At 71.7% G+C, this 17,635-nt stretch carries 17 protein-coding genes; 5 read left to right on the top strand and 12 right to left on the bottom strand.

The genetic code is table 11. The features are described from left to right. The first annotated feature begins 81 nt into the window (after positions 1 to 81). Positions 82 to 2,304, top strand: a complete 2,223-nt coding sequence (locus ABD830_RS19070) for a thiamine pyrophosphate-dependent enzyme (protein ID WP_344988866.1) — start codon at positions 82 to 84, stop codon at positions 2,302 to 2,304. Here the strand turns inward: ABD830_RS19070 and ABD830_RS19065 are convergent. Further along, a complete protein-coding gene (locus ABD830_RS19065; RefSeq protein ID WP_344988865.1) occupies positions 2,293 to 3,954 on the bottom strand; it encodes a serine/threonine-protein kinase in 1,662 nt (553 codons plus the stop codon). The two genes, ABD830_RS19070 and ABD830_RS19065, sit on opposite strands and share 12 nt — an antisense overlap. Before the next feature lie 45 nt (positions 3,955 to 3,999). Continuing rightward, positions 4,000 to 4,698 carry a M50 family metallopeptidase gene (locus tag ABD830_RS19060; RefSeq protein ID WP_344988864.1) on the bottom strand — a complete coding sequence of 233 codons (699 nt, stop codon included), beginning with the start codon at positions 4,696 to 4,698 and terminating at the stop codon, positions 4,000 to 4,002. A 34-nt stretch (positions 4,699 to 4,732) separates the two neighbouring features. Between ABD830_RS19060 and ABD830_RS19055 the strand changes: the two genes are divergently transcribed. Genes ABD830_RS19055 through corA form a run of 3 tightly spaced genes read left to right on the top strand, consistent with a single transcriptional unit; the run spans position 4,733 to position 7,227 of the window. Continuing rightward, positions 4,733 to 5,617 carry an amidohydrolase family protein gene (locus ABD830_RS19055; RefSeq protein WP_344988863.1) on the top strand — a complete coding sequence of 295 codons (885 nt, stop codon included), beginning with the start codon at positions 4,733 to 4,735 and terminating at the stop codon, positions 5,615 to 5,617. A gap of 7 nt (positions 5,618 to 5,624) precedes the next feature. Continuing rightward, the gene (locus tag ABD830_RS19050) at positions 5,625 to 6,092 is read left to right on the top strand and encodes a nuclear transport factor 2 family protein (RefSeq protein ID WP_344988862.1); all 468 of its coding nucleotides are present in this window, start codon (positions 5,625 to 5,627) and stop codon (positions 6,090 to 6,092) included. A gap of 16 nt (positions 6,093 to 6,108) precedes the next feature. Further along, a complete protein-coding gene (gene corA / locus ABD830_RS19045) occupies positions 6,109 to 7,227 on the top strand; it encodes a magnesium/cobalt transporter CorA (RefSeq protein WP_344988861.1) in 1,119 nt (372 codons plus the stop codon). Positions 7,228 to 7,240: 13 nt separating this feature from the next. Here the strand turns inward: corA and ABD830_RS19040 are convergent, their stop codons facing one another. From ABD830_RS19040 to ABD830_RS19005, 8 genes are all read right to left on the bottom strand, one after another. Beyond that, a complete protein-coding gene (locus ABD830_RS19040) occupies positions 7,241 to 7,480 on the bottom strand; it encodes a hypothetical protein (protein ID WP_344988860.1) in 240 nt (79 codons plus the stop codon). Then, complete coding sequence (locus tag ABD830_RS19035) at positions 7,480 to 8,343, bottom strand: hypothetical protein (RefSeq protein ID WP_344988859.1); 864 nt, start codon at positions 8,341 to 8,343, stop codon at positions 7,480 to 7,482. The genes ABD830_RS19040 and ABD830_RS19035 overlap by 1 nt, the downstream gene beginning before the upstream one ends. A gap of 144 nt (positions 8,344 to 8,487) precedes the next feature. Next, positions 8,488 to 9,237 carry a Clp protease N-terminal domain-containing protein gene (locus ABD830_RS19030; protein WP_344988857.1) on the bottom strand — a complete coding sequence of 250 codons (750 nt, stop codon included), beginning with the start codon at positions 9,235 to 9,237 and terminating at the stop codon, positions 8,488 to 8,490. Between the two features lie 29 nt (positions 9,238 to 9,266). After that, positions 9,267 to 10,820: a heparinase II/III domain-containing protein gene (locus tag ABD830_RS19025; protein WP_344988855.1), complete on the bottom strand. Its 1,554-nt coding sequence runs from the start codon at positions 10,818 to 10,820 to the stop codon at positions 9,267 to 9,269. Positions 10,821 to 10,883: 63 nt separating this feature from the next. Next, a complete protein-coding gene (locus ABD830_RS19020; protein ID WP_344988853.1) occupies positions 10,884 to 11,654 on the bottom strand; it encodes a hypothetical protein in 771 nt (256 codons plus the stop codon). Then, positions 11,647 to 12,219 carry an RNA polymerase sigma factor gene (locus ABD830_RS19015; RefSeq protein WP_344988851.1) on the bottom strand — a complete coding sequence of 191 codons (573 nt, stop codon included), beginning with the start codon at positions 12,217 to 12,219 and terminating at the stop codon, positions 11,647 to 11,649. The genes ABD830_RS19020 and ABD830_RS19015 overlap by 8 nt, the downstream gene beginning before the upstream one ends. A 69-nt stretch (positions 12,220 to 12,288) precedes the next feature. Further along, the gene (locus tag ABD830_RS19010) at positions 12,289 to 13,269 is read right to left on the bottom strand and encodes a winged helix DNA-binding domain-containing protein (protein ID WP_344988849.1); all 981 of its coding nucleotides are present in this window, start codon (positions 13,267 to 13,269) and stop codon (positions 12,289 to 12,291) included. Positions 13,270 to 13,276: 7 nt separating this feature from the next. Then, positions 13,277 to 15,283 carry a transglutaminase TgpA family protein gene (locus tag ABD830_RS19005; RefSeq protein WP_344988847.1) on the bottom strand — a complete coding sequence of 669 codons (2,007 nt, stop codon included), beginning with the start codon at positions 15,281 to 15,283 and terminating at the stop codon, positions 13,277 to 13,279. Between ABD830_RS19005 and ABD830_RS19000 the strand changes: the two genes are divergently transcribed. Then, entirely contained in the window at positions 15,273 to 15,467 is a 195-nt protein-coding gene (locus tag ABD830_RS19000) for a hypothetical protein (protein ID WP_344988845.1), read from the top strand. The two genes, ABD830_RS19005 and ABD830_RS19000, sit on opposite strands and share 11 nt — an antisense overlap. Here the strand turns inward: ABD830_RS19000 and ABD830_RS18995 are convergent. Further along, a complete protein-coding gene (locus tag ABD830_RS18995) occupies positions 15,448 to 16,560 on the bottom strand; it encodes a DUF58 domain-containing protein (protein WP_344988843.1) in 1,113 nt (370 codons plus the stop codon). The two genes, ABD830_RS19000 and ABD830_RS18995, sit on opposite strands and share 20 nt — an antisense overlap. Next, complete coding sequence (locus ABD830_RS18990) at positions 16,560 to 17,624, bottom strand: AAA family ATPase (RefSeq protein ID WP_344988841.1); 1,065 nt, start codon at positions 17,622 to 17,624, stop codon at positions 16,560 to 16,562. Before ABD830_RS18990 ends, ABD830_RS18995 begins: the two co-directional genes overlap by 1 nt. Positions 17,625 to 17,635: the final 11 nt, after the last annotated feature.

Here is a 17,635-nt window from a genome sequence, read left to right as displayed (position 1 = left end):
GAGTAGGGGCAATCGGGCTGGTCAAAAGATGTGGGCGGCGTCCAGCAGACGGCGGCGCCGAACACAGACATAATCGGTGGTGTGGCGCGGGACACAGTTGAGACTCATTTCACCCAAGCGGTTGCGGCGCTGAAGGCGGGCCCCGCACGAGATCCGGGGCTGCCGGTCCACGAGGGCACGTCCCTGACCGGCGAGGAGTGCCTGAAGCTCTTCCAACGCCAGGTCGACAGCCGCCTGCTCGACATCGCGGCCCGCTGGCTGCGCGAGCGGGACGAGGGCTTCTACACGATCGGCTCGGCCGGCCACGAGGGCAACGCGGCCGTCGCGGCCGCCCTGCGGCCCACCGACCCCGCGCTGCTCCACTACCGCTCGGGCGCGTTCTACCTGACCAGGTCGGAGCAGGCGGGCAGGCTGCCCGAGCAGGGCATCCGCGACGTGCTCATGGGCCTGACCGCGGCGGCCGGCGAGCCGATCGCGGGCGGCAGGCACAAGGTGTTCGGCCATCCCGAGCTGGCCGTCATCCCCCAGACCTCGACGATCGCCAGCCACCTGCCCAGGTCGGTGGGCGTGGCGTTCGCCATCGAGCGGGCCAGGGCGCTCGGCGCGCCGTGCCACTGGCAGCCGGCCGACGCCGTCACGGTGTGCAGCTTCGGCGACGCCTCGGTCAACCACGCGAGCGCATTGAGCGGCTTCAACACCGCCTCCTACGCCACCTACCAGGGGCAGCCGCTGCCGATCCTGTTCGTGTGCGAGGACAACGGCATCGGCATCAGCGTCCGGACGCCCAAGGGCTGGGTGGAGGCGGCCGCGCGGCGTCCCGGCATCGAGTACTTCGCCGCCGACGGCTGCGACCTCGCCGAGGCGTACGACGCCGCCGTCCGCGCCGTCCGGCACGTCCGCGAGCACCGCTCCCCCGCTTTCCTCCACCTGTCCACCGTGCGGCTCATGGGACACGCCGGGTCCGACGTCGAGCAGGCCTACCGCACCCAGCGGGAGCTCAGGGCCGACCTCGAGCGCGACCCGCTGGTGCGCACGGCGGCGCTGCTCGTGGAGGCCGGGCTGAGCACGCCGGAAGAGCTGCTCAGGACGTACGAGTCGCAGCGCGAGCACGTGCTGCGGATCGCGCTCGAGACGACGCGCAGCCCGCGGCTCGGCTCCGCCAAGGAGATCATGGAGCCGCTCGCGCCGCGCCGGCCCGAGCTGATCGCGAAGATCAGCCCGATGGCGGCCATGCCCGCGGCCAGGGAGAAGGCCTTCGCCGGGCAGCTGCCCGAGCACGACAAGCCGATGACGCTCTCGCAGGCCATCAACCGCACGCTCGCCGACGCGCTGGCCGTCTACCCCGAGATGACCGTGTTCGGCGAGGACGTCGCCAAGAAGGGCGGCGTCTACGGTGTGACCAGGGGGCTGCAGAAGAGGTTCGGCGCGGGGCAGGTGTTCGACACGCTGCTCGACGAGCAGGCGATCCTGGGGCTGGCGCTCGGCTCGGGCGTGTCGGGGCTGCTGCCCGTGCCGGAGATCCAGTATCTGGCCTACCTGCACAACGCGCTCGACCAGATCCGCGGGGAGGCGGCCACGCTGTCGTACTTCTCGCGCGGCTCGTACACCAACCCGATGGTGGTGCGGGTGGCCGCGTACGCCTACCAGAAGGGGTTCGGCGGGCACTTCCACAACGACAACTCGGTGGCCGCGCTGCGCGACATCCCCGGCCTGGTCATCGCCTCGCCCGCGCGGCCCGACGATGCCGCGGCCATGCTGCGCACCTGCCTGGCGGCGGCCCGTACGTGCGGCTCGGTCTGCGTGTTCCTGGAGCCGATCGCCCTCTACCACACGCGTGACCTGTTCGAGGAGGGCGACGGCGGCTGGCTCGCGCCCTACCCGCCCCCCGGCCGCTGGGCGGAGACGCACGTGCCCATCGGGCGGGCGCGCTCCTACGGCGACGGGCGCGACCTGACGATCGTGACGTTCGGCAACGGCGTGCGGATGAGCCTGCGGGCCGCCGTACGGCTGACCCAGGAGAACGTCGGGTGCCGCGTCCTCGACCTGCGCTGGCTGGCTCCGCTGCCGAAGGAGGACCTGCTGCGCGCCGCCGAGCTGACCGGCAACGTGCTGATCGCCGACGAGACCCGGCACACCGGCGGCGTCTCCGAGGCGATCGTGGCGGAGCTGGTCGACGCCGGGTTCACCGGGCGGATCGGCCGGGTGACCTCGGCCGACAGCTTCATCCCCCTCGGCAAGGCGGCCGACCACGTGCTGCTGTCGGAGGACGAGATCGAGCAGGCGGCGCGCAAGCTACTGGGATGAGCGGACCACGGCTCCGCGGACGCACACCGGCTTGGACCAGGCGACCGTGGAGTTCTTCGAGATCTGGAGCGGCACGCCCACCAGGAAGCAGTAGCCCTTGCCCGGGTCCAGGCCCGCGACCCGGGTCTCGGTGGCACCCTGGCCCAGGGCGGTCAGAGGGTGCTCGCCCTTCTTGACCGGCGAACGCTGGAGGACCACGGGATAGCGGCGGGCGCCGGCCGGGAGCGTCCACGTCAGCTCGACCAGGGTGCCCCCGTCCTTCGCCTTGAGGCCGCGCGGCCTGAGCGCGGCTATGGACCGCTTGTCGATGGTGGTGCCGGTGTCCTCGATGACGGGCTCGGACGTCTTCGGCTGGGCACTCCGCGGTGTCTCGGGCTTCCTGAGTGAGACGTAGAGCGCCGCGCCCGTGCCGCCGATCACGACGGCCGCCACCGCCGCGCCGACCACGAGACCCCGCCGCAGGCGCGCCCCGCCGGGGGGCTCTGTCTCCCCGCCCTGCACGTGTCGGTTGGTGGCCGCCGCGGGCACGCCCGGCTGCCCGGACGCCATGTGGCCCTGCCCCGCCCCCTGGAACCCGACCTGCCCCGTCCCCTGGAGCCCGTGCTGACCCGTCCCCTGGGGTACGTGCTGCCCCGGGCCACCGCCGGCCGGCGGCTGCGTGCCCGGGTACGCGTCCGGCGCCGGGCGGGCGGCGGCGGGCAGGTGGTTGCCGGTGGCCGGGAACGAGGAGGAGCCGGTGGGCGGGTCTTCGACACGGGTCCGGGGGAGGGTGGAGAGCGACGGCCCGGGGCCGGGGTCCTGACCCACCAGGTCCGTCACCGGCAGGCCCAGCTCGGCCTGGACCTCCTGCAGCCTCCGGGCCAGCTCGCGCGCGGAGCCGTACCGGTGCTCCGGCTGCTTCGACATCGCCCGCAGGATCGTCCGGAGGACCGGCGGCGGCACGTCGGAACGGTTGATCGGGGGCGGCTCGATGGCGAGCACCCGGTACATGAGGGGCGCGATCGACGGGTCCGTCGGGTTGTGGAAGGCGGGCTGGCCGGCCAGCAGGTGGTAGAGGGTCGAGCCGAGCGAGTAGATGTCGGTCGATGCGGAGTGGGGCTGGCCGGTGAGCACCTCGGGGGCGGCGTGCAGCGGGGTGAACGCCTGCGACGTGGCCGAGACCTCCGAGGAGTCGACGACCCTGGCCACGCCGAAGTCGGCGATGGCGAGCTCGCCGTACCGGGAGATGAGGATGTTCTGCGGCTTGATGTCGCCGTGCAGGACCCCCGCCTCGTGTACGGCGGACAGCGCCCCGGCGAGCTTCACCCCGGCCCGCAGCACGTCGGGCACCGGCAGCGGCCCCTCCTTGCGGATCTTGTCCCGCAGCGAGCCGTTCTCGAAGAAGTCCATCGCGATGTACGGCTTGCCCGAGCGGGTGACGCCGGTGTCGAAGACGGTCACGACGTTGGGGTGGCCGGTGAGGCGGCCCGTGAGCTGCAGCTCGCGCTGGAACCTGCGCATCGTGCGCTGGTCGACCCGGTCGACCGACAGCACCTTGAGCGCCACGACCCGGTCGAGGCGCTCCTGATAGGCGCGGTACACGACGGCGAATCCGCCCTGGCCCGCCTGATCGAGTACCCGGTAGCCGGGCGCGTCCTCGGCTGGCAGCACGGCACTCCCCCCTGTTACAGGCGAGTTTAGTGCGAATTTTCGAGATTAGAGGGGATTCATGAGGTACGCCCCGAAGACCGCGGACACGACCGATACCAGCAGGAAGAAGAACACGTAGAACCCGCCGGGCAGGAACGTCAGCCTGGCCAGCTGGTCGGCGTCGGAGTCTCTCGCCTGCCGCCTGCGCCGCTTGCGCTGTAACTCGATGATCGGCCTGATCCCGCCCAACAGCAGGAACCAGACCGCGACGAGCGCGACGACCTGCTGGACCTCGGCCGGCGCGTACATGATCAGGGCGAAGACGGCGCCGCCGGTGGCCAGCAGGATCAGCGCGCCGTACAGGTTGCGGATCAGGAGCAGCATGCAGACCAGGAACAGCAGCACGCCCCAGATCAGCAGCGTGATGTGCCCCTTCTCGGTCAGCCAGGCGGCGGCAAGCCCGAGCAGCGACGGCGCGAGATAGCCGGCGAGCGCGGTCAGCACCATGCCGGGCCCGGTGGGCCTGCCCCTGGTCAGCGTCACGCCGGAGGTGTCGGAGTGGAGGCGGATGCCTTCGAGCTTGCGCCGGGTGACCAGCGCCATCAGCGCGTGGCCGCCCTCGTGGGCGATCGTGATCAGGCCTCTGGACACCTGCCAGGGCATGCGGAAGCCGACGAGCACGAGCGCGGCCAGAGCCGAGACCCCCACGACCCAGGGGTCGGGGTCAGGCTGAACCTTGATCAGGTGGGCCCAGAGCTGTTCCATCGAGGAGAAACCCTATCCGGGTAAAGTCTCGTCCGTGGCCACAGAACAACATTCTGACGCCCAGGTGCCGGACTGGTGGCGGGGGCTGGGCCTGCCCGGCCTGATCGACCTGCACGTGCACTTCCTGCCGGAGCGGATGGAGCGCCGCGTGTGGCACCACTTCCGGCACGGTGGCCCGCTGATGGGGAACGGCTGGAAGATCGAGTACGGGTGGCCGGTGGAGGAGCGGGTCGAGCGGCTGCGGGCGATGGGCGTACGGAAGTTCCCCGCTCTCGCCTACGCCCACAGGCCCGACATGGCGGCCGACCTCAACACCTGGACACTGGATTTCGCCCGCCGTACACCTGAATGCCTTCCTTCGGCGACGTTCTACCCCGAGCCTGGGGTCGTGGCGTACGTGCGCCGAGCGCTGGAGGACGGCGCCCGGATCTTCAAGGTGCACCTGCAGGTCGGCGGGTTCGACCCGCGGGCCGCCGAGCTGGACGAGGTCTGGGGGCTGCTGGCGGACGCGGGCGTGCCGGTGGTGACGCACGCCAGTTCGGTGCCCGTGCCGGGCGGCCACATCGGGGCGGAGCCGATCGGCGGGGTGCTGCGCAGGCATCCGCGGCTGCGGGTGGTGATCGCGCATCTGGGGATGCCGGAGTACGACCCGTTCTTCGAGCTGGCCGCCCGCTACGAACGGGTCATGCTGGACACCACGATGGCCTTCACCGACTTCGCCGAGGTAGGTATGCCGTTCCCCGCGCGATTGCGGCCGCCGTTGGTTGAACTTGGTCTTTCCGGGAAAGTGGTGCTCGGCACTGACTTTCCAACAATTCCCTACCCCTACGCCCATCAACTGGACGCCCTCGCCCGGCTGGGGCTGGGGGATGACTGGTTGCGGGCAGTCTGCTGGGACAACGGCGCGGCCGTGGTCTGATAGGAAGGTGAACGATCAGCACGTGGCGCTCATCCGCGCTTTCTTCGACGCCCTGGGCCGCGCGGACCTCGCGGCCATGGAGCGCTGCTATCACCCTGAGGTCAGCTTCGGCGATCCGATCTTCCTGGAGGTCGAAGGGCGCGACAGGGTGATGAGGATGTGGCGGCTCCAGCTCGGCGTGCGCGACGGGCTGAAATCCGCATATCGTGACGTAACGGCCGACGATTACACCGGGAGCGCGCACTGGACGTCGCGGTACACGTTCGCCAGCACGGGGCGCGAGGTCGTGAACGAGATCGACGCGCTGTTCAGGTTCGAGGACGATCTGATCGTCCGCCATCACGACGAATTCGACTTCAAGCGCTGGTCGAAGATGGCGCTCGGGAGGCCGCACGGGCTGCTGTTCGGGTGGACGCCGATGTGGCGCAAGACCATCAGGGACCGCGCCGCACAACGACTCGACGAGCTCTCGTAATTCCAGGAAGTGAACCATGGCCAGGGTGAAGGGCTTCAGGCGCAGCGGTGAGGTACGCGAGGAGGCGCCTGAGCACTCGATGGACCCGCGCGCCGCAGAGGAGCGGCCGTACCGGCCGACCGTCATCGACAACGCGATCTACCGGAGCGGCGAGCGCGTCGACAACCCCGGCTCGCTCGCCGACGCCTTCGAGCGGCTCAAGCAGATGCCGGAGAGCATGGCCTGGATCGGCCTCTACCGGCCGAAGGAGTGGGAGCTGGTCAAGCTCGGCGAGGAGTTCGAGCTGCACGAGCTGGCGCTGGAGGACGCCATCGTCGGCTCCCAGCGGCCCAAGGCCGACCGCTACGGCGACACGCTCTTCGTGGTGCTGCGCGCCGCTCGCTACCTGGACGATGTGGAGGAGGTCGCGTTCGGGGAGGTCCACGTCTTCGTCGGGCCCAACTTCGTGATCACCGTGCGCCACGCGGAGGCGCCCGACCTGCAGGCCGTACGCAAGCGCATGGAGTCGGACCCCGAGCTGCTCCAGCAGGGCCCGCAGGCGGTGCTCTACGCCATCCTCGACGCGGTGGTCGACGGCTACGCGCCGGTGGTGGCCGGCCTCCAGAAGGACATCGAGGAGATCGAGGTCCAGGTCTTCGGCGGCGACCCCTCGGTGTCGCGGCGCGTCTACGAGCTGTCCGGCGAGGTGATCGAGTTCCAGCGGGCCACGGCACCGCTGGTGGGCATGTTGCACGCGCTCATCGCAGGGGCGCCCAAGTACGGCGTCAACGACGAACTGCAGAGCTACCTGCGTGACGTGGCCGACCACGCGATCACCGTGGCCGAGCGGATCTCGTCCTTCCGGACGATGCTGCAGAACATCCTGGTGGTCAACTCGACGCTGGTGACGCAGGCGCAGAACGCGGAGATGGCCCGGATGACGGAGGCGAGCATCCAGCAGGGCGAGGAGGTCAAGAAGATCTCCGCCTGGGCCGCCATCCTCTTCGCCCCGACCCTGGTCGGGACCATTTATGGGATGAACTTCGACTTCATGCCCGAAACGCATTGGGTGTTCGGGTACCCGTTCGCGATCGTGCTGATGGCGGCCGTCTGCTTGACGCTTTACTTGGTCTTCAAGAGGCGGAACTGGCTCTGACGCTGGGCTGGGGTCAGTCGAAAATCTCCTCGACCGTAGTGGCTTCGAGCGATCGATCGAGCCAGCTTTCGAGGACGGTGCAATCCGTGCACGCCTGAATTCGCTCCCGGACCGACTCTGTGACGGGTAGCCCCCGCGCCGCCAGAACTGTCAGCAAGGCTCGCGCCCGGCCGCGGGCCTCGGCCTCGACCCGTCCCTCGGCCCGGAACATCTCGGCGAGCTCGGACCTGAACCGATAATTCCGCATGGTCATCAGACGTCTCCGTCGAAGAGCTCTTCAGCGGTGGTGACTTTGAAGGACCGGAGGAGCCAGTTCTCCAGAAGGGTACGATCCGTGCAGGCCATGATCCGCTCCCGAATCGACTCCGTGACAGGCACGCCGCGATCCTCCAGGATCATCAGCACGGACGCCGCCTTGCCCTCGTCTCGGAGCATCTCGGCAAACTCGGACTTGAAGCGATAGTTCTGCATGGCCATCAGACGTCTCCAGATCTGTCGGGCGTTGGTGTCTCCGAGACCTATTTCCGTTTGTTCGGCGATGTACTTGGCGGTGTCGGTATCGATCGTGGTCAGCGCGACGTCCAAGGCTTTCAGTATGGCATCGACCTTGGGAGATCGCGCGTGTGTGAGCGCCGAGTACATGGTGAGCACCGCGTCCGTGCACGCTTCGGCGGTGTCAGTGATCGCGGGCACGATGTCAGGGCCGAGCACGATGGGATGCACGACGAGGGAGGGATGGCCGGCCAGGCCGATCGGCTTCGGCTCACGGGCCCACCGGGCCGTGGCCAGGTCCTGACAGATCACCATGAGAGTCACCTGACACTCGAACTTGATGTGCGCGTAGCTGATGTAATAAGCCCACGCGGAAATCTTGTCGTTGTCGCTCTGTGACTGTGACTCGCTGATGACGACGTGCTTGCCGCCGAATCGGGACGTGAACATCATCACCGAGTCGGCACGCCGCTCGATCGGCGATATCTCCGTCATGTCGGTATCGACTACGGCGATTTCGCTCGGGGTCGGGAAGTCGATGTTGAGCATTTTGAAGGCATGGGCATAAAGCTCCGGTTTGTCGCGGAATATGCGATGGAGCGCCTCGTGCTGCGAGGAAGGCATGTGCGAAAAGTTACCACTCGATGACTCTCTGTTCGCACGTGTTTCGAAAACAACGTCACCACAGAGCCGCGATCACAAGGCCCACCACGATCAACGCCGCGAGGGCAACACGAAGAGCTGCGGACGCGTTCACCGGACAACGCCTCAGCCGTCGAGGCCGGCGTGCCGTTCCAGGCGCTCGAGGCGCTGCGCGATCGACTGCAGCTCGTTCTTGACCACGGTGGCCAGCGCCGCGAGCTGATCCCCGCCCTGGGCGGCAGGGCCGCCCTGCTGGGTCTGGGCGCGGAGGTGGACGTAGCCGGCAAGGGCCGCGGTCACGGCGCGCCGCGTGAGCCTGGGGTCGGCGCCCAGCGCGCGCAGGACCTGGCCGGCGGTGCCGTCCGGCTCGGCGACCAGGCCCAGCAGGAGGTGTTCGCAGCCGACGTAGTTGTGGCCCAGCGAGGTGGCCTCCGTGACGGCGAACTCGAGCGCGTTGGCCGCCGGGCCGCTGAAGCTCTGCGGCGTCTCGGTGCCCGCCGCGGCCTGGTGGCGCTGCGCGAGGTCGCGTTTGACCTGTTCGGGCTGGATGTCCATGACGGCCAGGACGCGCAGCGCCAGGTTGGCGCCCTCGCTCAGCATTCCGCCGAGCAGGTGCTCGGTCCCGACGCTCGCGGCCCCCTCGGCGCGGGCCTGTTCGGCGGCGAGCTTGAGCACGGTGCGCGCCCGCCCCGTCAGGTGGGTCAGCGCGCCCGTCGGCTCCTCCAGGTCGAGATCCGCCAGGACGGTCTCCCTGATGGCGGTCACCCTGCGCACCGCCTGCTCCAGCGCTCGCTGGCAGACGGCCGACACCGGCACGCCGGCCTGCTTGACGGCCTCCGCCAGTTCGTCCGGCAGGTAAACGTTGATCTTTGGCATGACCCCACCATAACCCCATAGGGGGTACATCACAAGATGTACGGCCGGTGGAGCGTGACGGGGCCGCCCGGGGTGTGGACGGTCAGCGTGTCGTCCGAGACCGACACGCGGGGGTCGGCGGCGCCGGGCACGATCACGGTGAGCACGCCTGCCGCGGGAGGCGACAGCACGGTCACCACCTCGGCGGTACGCAGGTAGCCCGTCGAGATCAGCCCCGGCCGCACCGCCATCCCCGGCCCGGGGAACTGCAGAAGTGTCACCCGCCAGTCCCCCGCCCCGAGCACCACCGCGCCGTCGCGGCGCGCGACCACCTTGAGCGAGGGGTCGAAGTGCCAGAGGCTGCGCAGGGTTCCACGGGCGACGGAGTCGTGCACGGCCATCAGGTCGGGCCCGTGGTCGACGCGGACGCGCCGGGTCCTCTCCGGCCCGTAGGCGTCGTCGGCCAGCTCGAAGCTCTGGCACGACGGCCCGACGGACGAGCCGACGAGCCGCGTGGGGGTGCCGGGGCGGAAGACGCCCTCCGCGATCGGCACGTTGTGCGCCTCGGGTGAGCGGGTCCATTCCGCGTACCCGGTCCGCTCGTAGGAGTGGAACCCGGCCTCGACCAGGATCCGCCGGCCCTGGGCGCTGTAGGTGACGCCCAGGTGGTCCTCGTGCCCGTGCAGCCGCCGGCCGGGGCCGAACCTGATCGAGTAGAAGGCCGAGCCCGGGTCGTCCCAGGCGGTCCTGCCGAAGACGTACCCGCCGTCGAACACCCGCACCACCGGCCCCTCGTGCGGAAAGCCGTCCGCGCGGGCGTCGGCGGGGCTGTCGCCGATGGGGGCGAGGCAGCCGTCGGGCTGGGTGGCGTGCGCCACGTACGCCTCCAGCGCCTTCCGCCGGGCGATCAATGCCTGAGGCGGCTCCGCGCCGCTCTCGCCGATCGCCCGCAGCGCCACGCCGAGCCGGCGGTGCACGTACAGGCCGTAGCGGGGGGCCTGCTCCTGGAGCACGCCCTGTTCGTCGATGGCCAGCTCGGCCGAGGCGGTCATCCTGCGGACGGCGAGGTCGCGCCAGCGCGCCCGGCCGAGCCGGCAGCCGACCACCAGCAGCGCGATGTCCTGGTCCAGCCCGTGGTTGTGGCCCGCGCGGTAGAGGGCGGAGTCGGCCAGGATCTCGCCGTGCTCGGCCAGGCTCTCCCAGAGCAGCGGGGTCCGCACGTGCTCGCTCAGGCACACGAGCGCCGGGGCGCGTAACGCGACCGCGTGCTCGGCCCACGCCCACGGGCTGATGTGGGGGCGGCCGCGCGGGTTCCCGCGGATCCACTGCTCGGCCAGGTCGGAGGCCCGGTCGAGGTACGCGCGATCGCCCGAGCGCTCGTACTCGGCGACCAGGCGGCCCATCCAGCGCAGCGCGTGCAGGTTCAGCGCCCAGGAGCGGTTGCCGTGCGGGTTCGCGGTCCAGTCGACGTCCGTGCCCAGCTCGACCGGCGGCCGGCCGACGAACGTGACCTGCCCTCGCATCACCTCCTCCACCTTGATCGCGGGAAACTGGTCGCTCAGGCAGATGGCCCTGCCTGAGGTCGTGCGGGCACGCCAGAACACGTCGTGGCTCCTGTTTCAGGGCGCGCGAAACCCACGCGCCGCCATCGTCGTCGTCAGAAGGTGCTAGCGGGGGCCTCGGTCGGTCCAGCCCGCCTCGATCACGCGCTCGCTGCGCGGGGACGGCCTGCTGTCGGTGCAGGAGAGCACCTGCGAGGTCTCCGGGTCGATGACGAGCGTGCGCCGGACGCCGCTGGGCAGCTCGTACGAGAACGCCTCACCGCGACCGCTCGCCCCCAGGTAGCGCACCTCGGGCAGGTCGGCCAGCGCGCGGTAGGCGGCGGCGCGGACCGCGGGCGGGGACGGCTTGGTCCACAGCAGGCCGCTGAGCGCGTCGGCGAGCAGGCCCTGGGCGTCCGGGGGCAGCATCGCGGCCACCCGCTCCCTGAGCGCCGCCGGGTCCGCGGGAAGCCTCTGGATCTGCTCGAACGTCAGGTCGCGCCCCGCCATGCTGAACGGCGACCCGCTGGTGACCGGCGCAACCCGGCCCCCGTCGGACGTCCATGCCCGGCCGTCTCTGGTGGCCCAGAGCTCGGACACCTCGTCGCCGTCCCGAACCTTCTTGATGTGCCAGTACGTCCCCCCGGCGGCGGGCCCCGAGGCCGCGCTGGTGGCCGCCGCCAGCAGCACGGAGCGTCCGGAGACGTGCGGCTCGTGAACGGGGGGCTGGTGCAGCACGAACGCCAGCGCGGCGGCCGCCGCGACGACCGGGACCAGCAGCCACGACAGCCGCCGGCGCCGGCGCCTGGCCGTCACGCGCCGCCACACCCTGGCCTGAGCGTGCGGGTCCGCCTGCGGCGTGCCGTACAGCTCCCTGATGCGCTCCAGGTCATCCATGGACTAGCACCTCCCCGAGCTGGGCGCGCAGCTTCTTCCTCGCCCGGCTCAGGCGGGACCCGACGGTGCCGTACGGGATGCCGAGCGCGGTGGCGATCTCCTCGTGGCTCAGCCCGGCGAGCGCGACGAGCAGCAGGACGTCGCGGTCGCGGCGGTCCAGCTCGGCCAGGGCGGCGGCCAGCTCCGGGCGCAGGCTCTGGGCGCTGACGCGGACCGCGACCGAGTCCTCGTGCCCGGGGGACTCCGGCTCGGGGCCGCAGCGTCCGAGCGCGCGCAGGGTGCGGGCCTCCAGGCGGCGGTGCTTGCCGATGAGGTTCGTGGCGATCCCGTACAGCCAGGCTCGCACGCTCGCGCGGGACGGGTCGTAGTGCCCGCGTTTGCGGAACGCCGTCAGGAATGTCTCGGCGACGACGTCCTCCGCGTTGTCCGGGCCGAGCCGCTGGGCGACGTAGGCGTGGATCTCGCCGAAGTGGGCGTCGAACGCCTCGGCGAACCCCTCCCCGTCCAGGGCGCCGGGCGCGCGGGCCGCCCAGGGCACCTGGGTCGCGATCGTCTCCCCCGTCATGTGCAACCTTCCGACATATCAGTGGTCATCTGTTATCACCCGATACGCCGGATCACTTTCACGCCGCGGTCATTGCAGGAAGCGGCGCACGTCGGCGATCTCGCCGGCGACCTCGGCGGCGATCTCGGCGGCGATCTCGGCGTCGAGGAGACCTCCGGGAAGCTCGTCGAACGGCTCCACGCTCACCTGCGCGCCCCTCCGCCCCCACACGCCCCTGATCACGCCGCCCACCAGCACGACGGGCCGCAGCACGCCCCCGCCGGGGAACACCTTCCGTGCGTGCTCGGCCGCCAGGATCGGGTCGCGGCTGCGCCAGCCCATCAGGTACTCGTCGAAGGCGGGCGCCAGCCGTACCACCGGCTTCTCCTCGGCGGGCGGCGGGCCGGCGGCGCTCAGGCTCCAGGCGGCGCGGGCCTCGCCCAGCGGCAGTCCCGACCAGGCGGCCAGGTCCTCGGGCTCGGCGGGGTGGTGGGCGCGGCGGTAGCGGGTGGCCAGCTCCCTGAGCGCCCGGTCGCGGTCGGGCTCGGGGGCGATCGGGGCGCCCAGCCAGTCGGCGGCGTGCACGTACGTGGGCTTGCCCCGGCGGAGCGGGCCCAGGACGGCCAGGCCGTGGTACGCGGCCAGCGCCACCAGGTGCACGACGCCCTGGCCGCGGGCCCGGCCTGCCAGGCGCTCCTCCAGCTCGGCCTTGGTGAGCGGGCCCTGATCCTCGAGGGCGCGGCCGATGAGCGCGGGCAGGTCGTCGCCGGTGACGCCCTCCTCGCGGAGGCGGCGCAGGGTGTTCGTGGCGCGCCGGGTGAGGGCGTGCAGCCAGGGGAGGTCGTCGGCGTGCACGAAGTGCAGCGTGCCGCGCGGGCCCCAGGTCCTGACGATCTCGCGTCCGTGCCAGGCGGCCTCGACGTCCTGCCTGGTGAGGGTGGCGGAGCGGGCGCGGAAGGCGAGCAGGGCGGCGGGGACGTCCTGGGCCTGCATCGCCCCCAGCCGCCTGACGACCTCGCCCGCGGCCAGGCCCGGCGGGCGGTGCAGGAGCTGGGCCTCGACGCTTCTCATGGGCGCATCATCGCAGGAGGAGGCGGTTGAGCAGGCGGGTGGTGAGAGGCGTCCTGGCGCGTACGGCCCTGCGGATGGCGTCGCTGCGCTGCCAGGCCGCGGTGGCGGCGTCCTCGGTGACGGCGTCGGGGGCGTACCTGACGAAGTTGGAAATTTCCGCCAACGCAAAGATGTGTGGCGATATTTCGGCTGATTGCCGGGCGACGACGTCTGCGGCGGTCAGGGCGTCCTCGCCCTTCAGGCCCAGGTCGTCGCACGTCTGCCGCCACGCGCCGAGCACCCGCTGCTCGGGCCCCTGGGCCCGGCGGCGTCTGCGCCTGCGCCACCACGGCAGCGCCACCACCACGCCCGCGTACGCCGCCAGCAGCGCCCCGCCCGCCACCGACACGACCACCCACGTCGCCGGGCCGCTCTCGGGCTCCCCACCGTTGCCCGTGGCCTGCGGCTGAGACGTCTTCGGCCGGTCGCTCCCGCCCTGCGTGAACTCGCCCTCCAGCTCCTCGCTCTCCTCGATGGCCGATGACACGACGTCATGGTCGTCCTTGGCGCCGCTCCGGCCCGGCGTGGGGTAGAACGGCCGCCAGCCCAGCTTGTCGAACTTGATCTCCGCCCACGCCATCACATGCCCCGACTTGACGTGGTACATCCCGCCGGACGCCTCCCCCGGCCGGAACCCCACCACCACCCGCGAGGGCAGCCCGAGCGTCCTGGCCATGAGCGCGAACGCGGTCGCGAACTGCTCCGACGTGCCCCGATGCGTCGTCTGCAGGAAGAACTCCAGCCCCTTCAGCGAGTGCCCGGGCGGCGCGGTGACGTCGTAGCCGGCGTTGGTGCGCAGGTACTTCTGCAGCCGGTACGCCTGCGTGATCGGCGTGGTCGCGCCCTTGGTGGCCTCCTGGGCGAGCTTGCGGAACAGCCGCTGCTGCGGTCCGGCGGGGAACGCGGTCAGGCCCGGGTCGTGCACGGGCGTGGCCGCGAGCAGCTCGTCCTTGGTCGGCTTGGGGACACGCGAGGTCACCTCGTAGCCCGTCCCCTTGGCGGGTCTCTCGGCCGCCAGCAGCGCCCCGCTCTCGGGGTCCACCGCCAGCCCTCGTACGCCGCTGACCTGCTCGGGCCGCTCGGCCGCGGGCAGCCAGGTGCCCGGGAGGCCGACGAACGTCACCTTCTGGCGTACGACGTCCACCTTGCCCGTCCAGTCGCCTTCGGGGACCCGGCCGCCGGTGGGCTGGAAGCGGGCGCCGGTGGTCCACCGGACGCCGTCGTACCGGTCGAGCACGGCCAGCCGCCAGTTGAGTGGCTTGTCGGCCTTGACGGTGAACAGCTCCCTGTCGGGAATCTGCAGCCACGCCGAGACCCGGTCCAGCGGGCTGACGCTGTCGACGCGTGCGGGCGGGGGGAGGTCGGCGTCGTCGCGGGGGTTGTACGGGCGGGCGGCGATCGGCAGCAGCGGGCCCACGACCAGCGCCAGCGCGGCCAGCGCGGCGGCGGCCGGCAGCCCGGCGAGCAGCCAGACCGGGGAGCGGTCCTCGCGCAGGATCGCCAGGGCGGCAATGAGCACGAACAGCGCGCCCGCCACCGGCAGGTTCGACCCCTCGCCGTCCACGCCCAGGAGCAGCGCCGCGCCGAAGACGAGGAGGGCGGGGACGGCGGCCGCGATCCTGGTGCGGGTCCTCGCCATGGTCTCGGCCCCGATGGTGGCGGCCGCCCAGACCAGGGTGTGGACGAGGACGAGGAGGTGCGGCTCGGGCTGGGCGGGGAGGAGGGTGGTGAGCAGGGCGGGCCACGAGTTCGCCACGTCGGCGAAGACGGTCGGCTGGAGGCCCTTGTAGAGAGGGACGGTGCCGGCGAGCCAAAGAACCAGGTCGAGGGCCAGGGCCAGCCACAGGGGGCGCCTGCGGACGAGCGCGGCGACCACGGCGGGGGCGATGGCCGCCGGGACGACGGCGATCAGGAGCTCGGTGCCGGGGAAGACGCGATGGAACCCCCAACCTGCCGTGCCCGCGATGGCCGCCACCAACGCCAACCCGGCCAACCGCCGCCACAACGCCGCCTCATCCCGACCGCGCCGCGACGCCCTGGACGGTGCACCGGCCGCGCTCGGCGGCGCCGCCGGGGTCCCCGGCCAAGGGGGCGATGGCGGCCCGCCGTACGTGCCCGGCGGGTCAGGAGCATGGCGGGTCATCGGGCCCCCCACGTGAGCGGGAGCGCGTCCAGGGAGTCGACCGGGAGGACCCGGACCCCCGGGACCGCGACCGGTCCGCCGGGACCGACGTACACGCAGATCACCCGGTCGAAGCGCCGGCGCGCACCGGCCGCGCGGCCGGCCTCCTCGGGGTCCACCGTGACCAGCACCAGGGAGCCGCCCCCACGTGCCAGCCGCAACGGCTCCGTGACGCCTTCCGTGCCCGCCCGTACCAGGGCCAGGCGGTCCAGCACGCTCTCCGGGTCCTTGACGTCCGGGACGGGGCCGTCACCGGTGAGGAGGCGTACCGGGAAACCGGCCCTGGCGGCGGCCAGTGCGACCGAGGCGGCGGCGTCCACGGCCAGCTCCGTGAGGTCCCGGGTGTCCAGGACCACCGTGGTGGTGGGCAGGCTGGCGTCGATGAGCTGGCGGACCATGAGCGTTCCCGTGCGGGCGCTGGAGCGCCAGTGGACGTGGCGCAGGTCGTCGCCGACCACGTACTCGCGCAGGGTGTGGAAGGTGACCGTGCCGCTCGGCGCGCCGTCGCTGGTGGGGCCCTCCAGGTGGTGGGCCTTGCCGGACGGGGGGACGGGGAGCGCGACCGTGCGGGGCCGTACCAGGAGGGTGACGGGCGACCCGTACGACCTGACGCGGCGCGTGAGCCCGAACGGGTCGGCCCGGACCAGCAGCAGCGGCCCCACCGGGATCTCGCCGCGGACGTCCGTCGGCAGCGGGTACGACACCGTGCGCACCCCGCCCTTCGGCAGCCTGGGCAGGTCCACGGTGTGCTCCGACGCGCCGATCCGGTCCTGGGCCCGCAGGCCGGACAGGCCCCGGCGGCCGAGGTTGACGACGTTCAGGACGGCCACGGCGGCGTCCCCGCGCGGCACCTTCAGCGGCATGACCTCTCGCCGCACCTCCAGCCTGGGCCTGGGGGCGGTCCAGGCGAGCGCGGCGGCCAGCGCGAGCAGGCCGCCGGTGGCGAGCACGACGGGCTCGGGGTAGCCGAGCGCGAACCCGGCCGCGTACAGCGCGACGGACCCGGCGAGCGTTCCCCAGCCCAGCGGGGTCAGCACCCCGGCGAGCCGGGCCGGTGGCGAGGGCCGCACTACGCCGCCTGCGGCACCGGCATCCCGGCGAGGATCTCGCCGAGCGCGGCCGCGGCCGTGACCTCGCGCAGCTCGGCCTCGGGGGTGAGGATCAGGCGATGCGCGAGCACGGGCTCGGCCAGCGCCTTCACGTCTTCCGGCACCACGTAGTGCCGCCCGGCGGCGGCCGCCCTGACCCTGGCCGCGCGGAGCAACGCCAGGCTCCCTCGCGGGCTGGCCCCGAGCCGCAGGTGCGGGCTCGTACGGGTGGCCGCGCACAGCGCGACGATGTAGTCGTACACCGGATCGGCCACGTGGATCCGCGAGGCGAAGTCGATCATCCCGGACACGTCCGACGCCCGTGCCACCACCGGCAGCCGCTCCACCTGGGGCCCCGTCGGCATGCCCTTGAGCACCTCCACCTCGGAGACGTGGTCCGGGTAGCCGACGGAGATCTTCATCAGGAACCGGTCGAGCTGGGCCTCGGGCAGCGGGTACGTGCCGTCCATGTCGACCGGGTTCTGCGTGGCCACCACCATGAACGGCCTGGGCACCGGGTGCGGCTCCGCGTCCACCGTGACCCTGCGCTCCTCCATGACCTCGAGCAGCGCGGCCTGGGTCTTCGGGGAGGCGCGGTTGATCTCGTCGGCGAGGACGATGTTCGCGAAGACGGGACCATGGTGGAACTCGAACTTCTGGTGCGCCTGGTTGAAGATCGACACGCCGGTGATGTCGCTGGGCAGCAGGTCGGGGGTGAACTGGATGCGCCGCCACTCGGCGTCCACGCTGGCCGCGAGTGAGCGGGCGAGCGTGGTCTTGCCGGTGCCCGGGACGTCCTCGACGAGCAGGTGACCCTCGGTGAACAGGCAGATCAGGGCCAGCTCGATCGCCTCGTGCTTGCCGCGGATGATGCGCTCGATGTTGGTGGCGAGCAACTGGAAGCGCTGGGCGAACTGCCCGGCGAGCTGCGCGCTCTGCTGCGGCTGCTGGTAAGGCTGCTCGAGCTGCTGATACGGCTGCTCGAACTGCTGCTGGTACGGCTGTGCGGTCTGCTCGAACTGGTCCTGGTAGTTGTACTGGCTCAACTGAGTCCCCT

The sequence above is a fragment of the Nonomuraea helvata genome (assembly GCF_039535785.1).
In the GTDB taxonomy this organism is placed as follows: domain Bacteria; phylum Actinomycetota; class Actinomycetes; order Streptosporangiales; family Streptosporangiaceae; genus Nonomuraea; species Nonomuraea helvata.
Note: the sequence above shows the minus strand (reverse complement) of the source record. Positions and strands in the feature narration are given on the sequence as shown.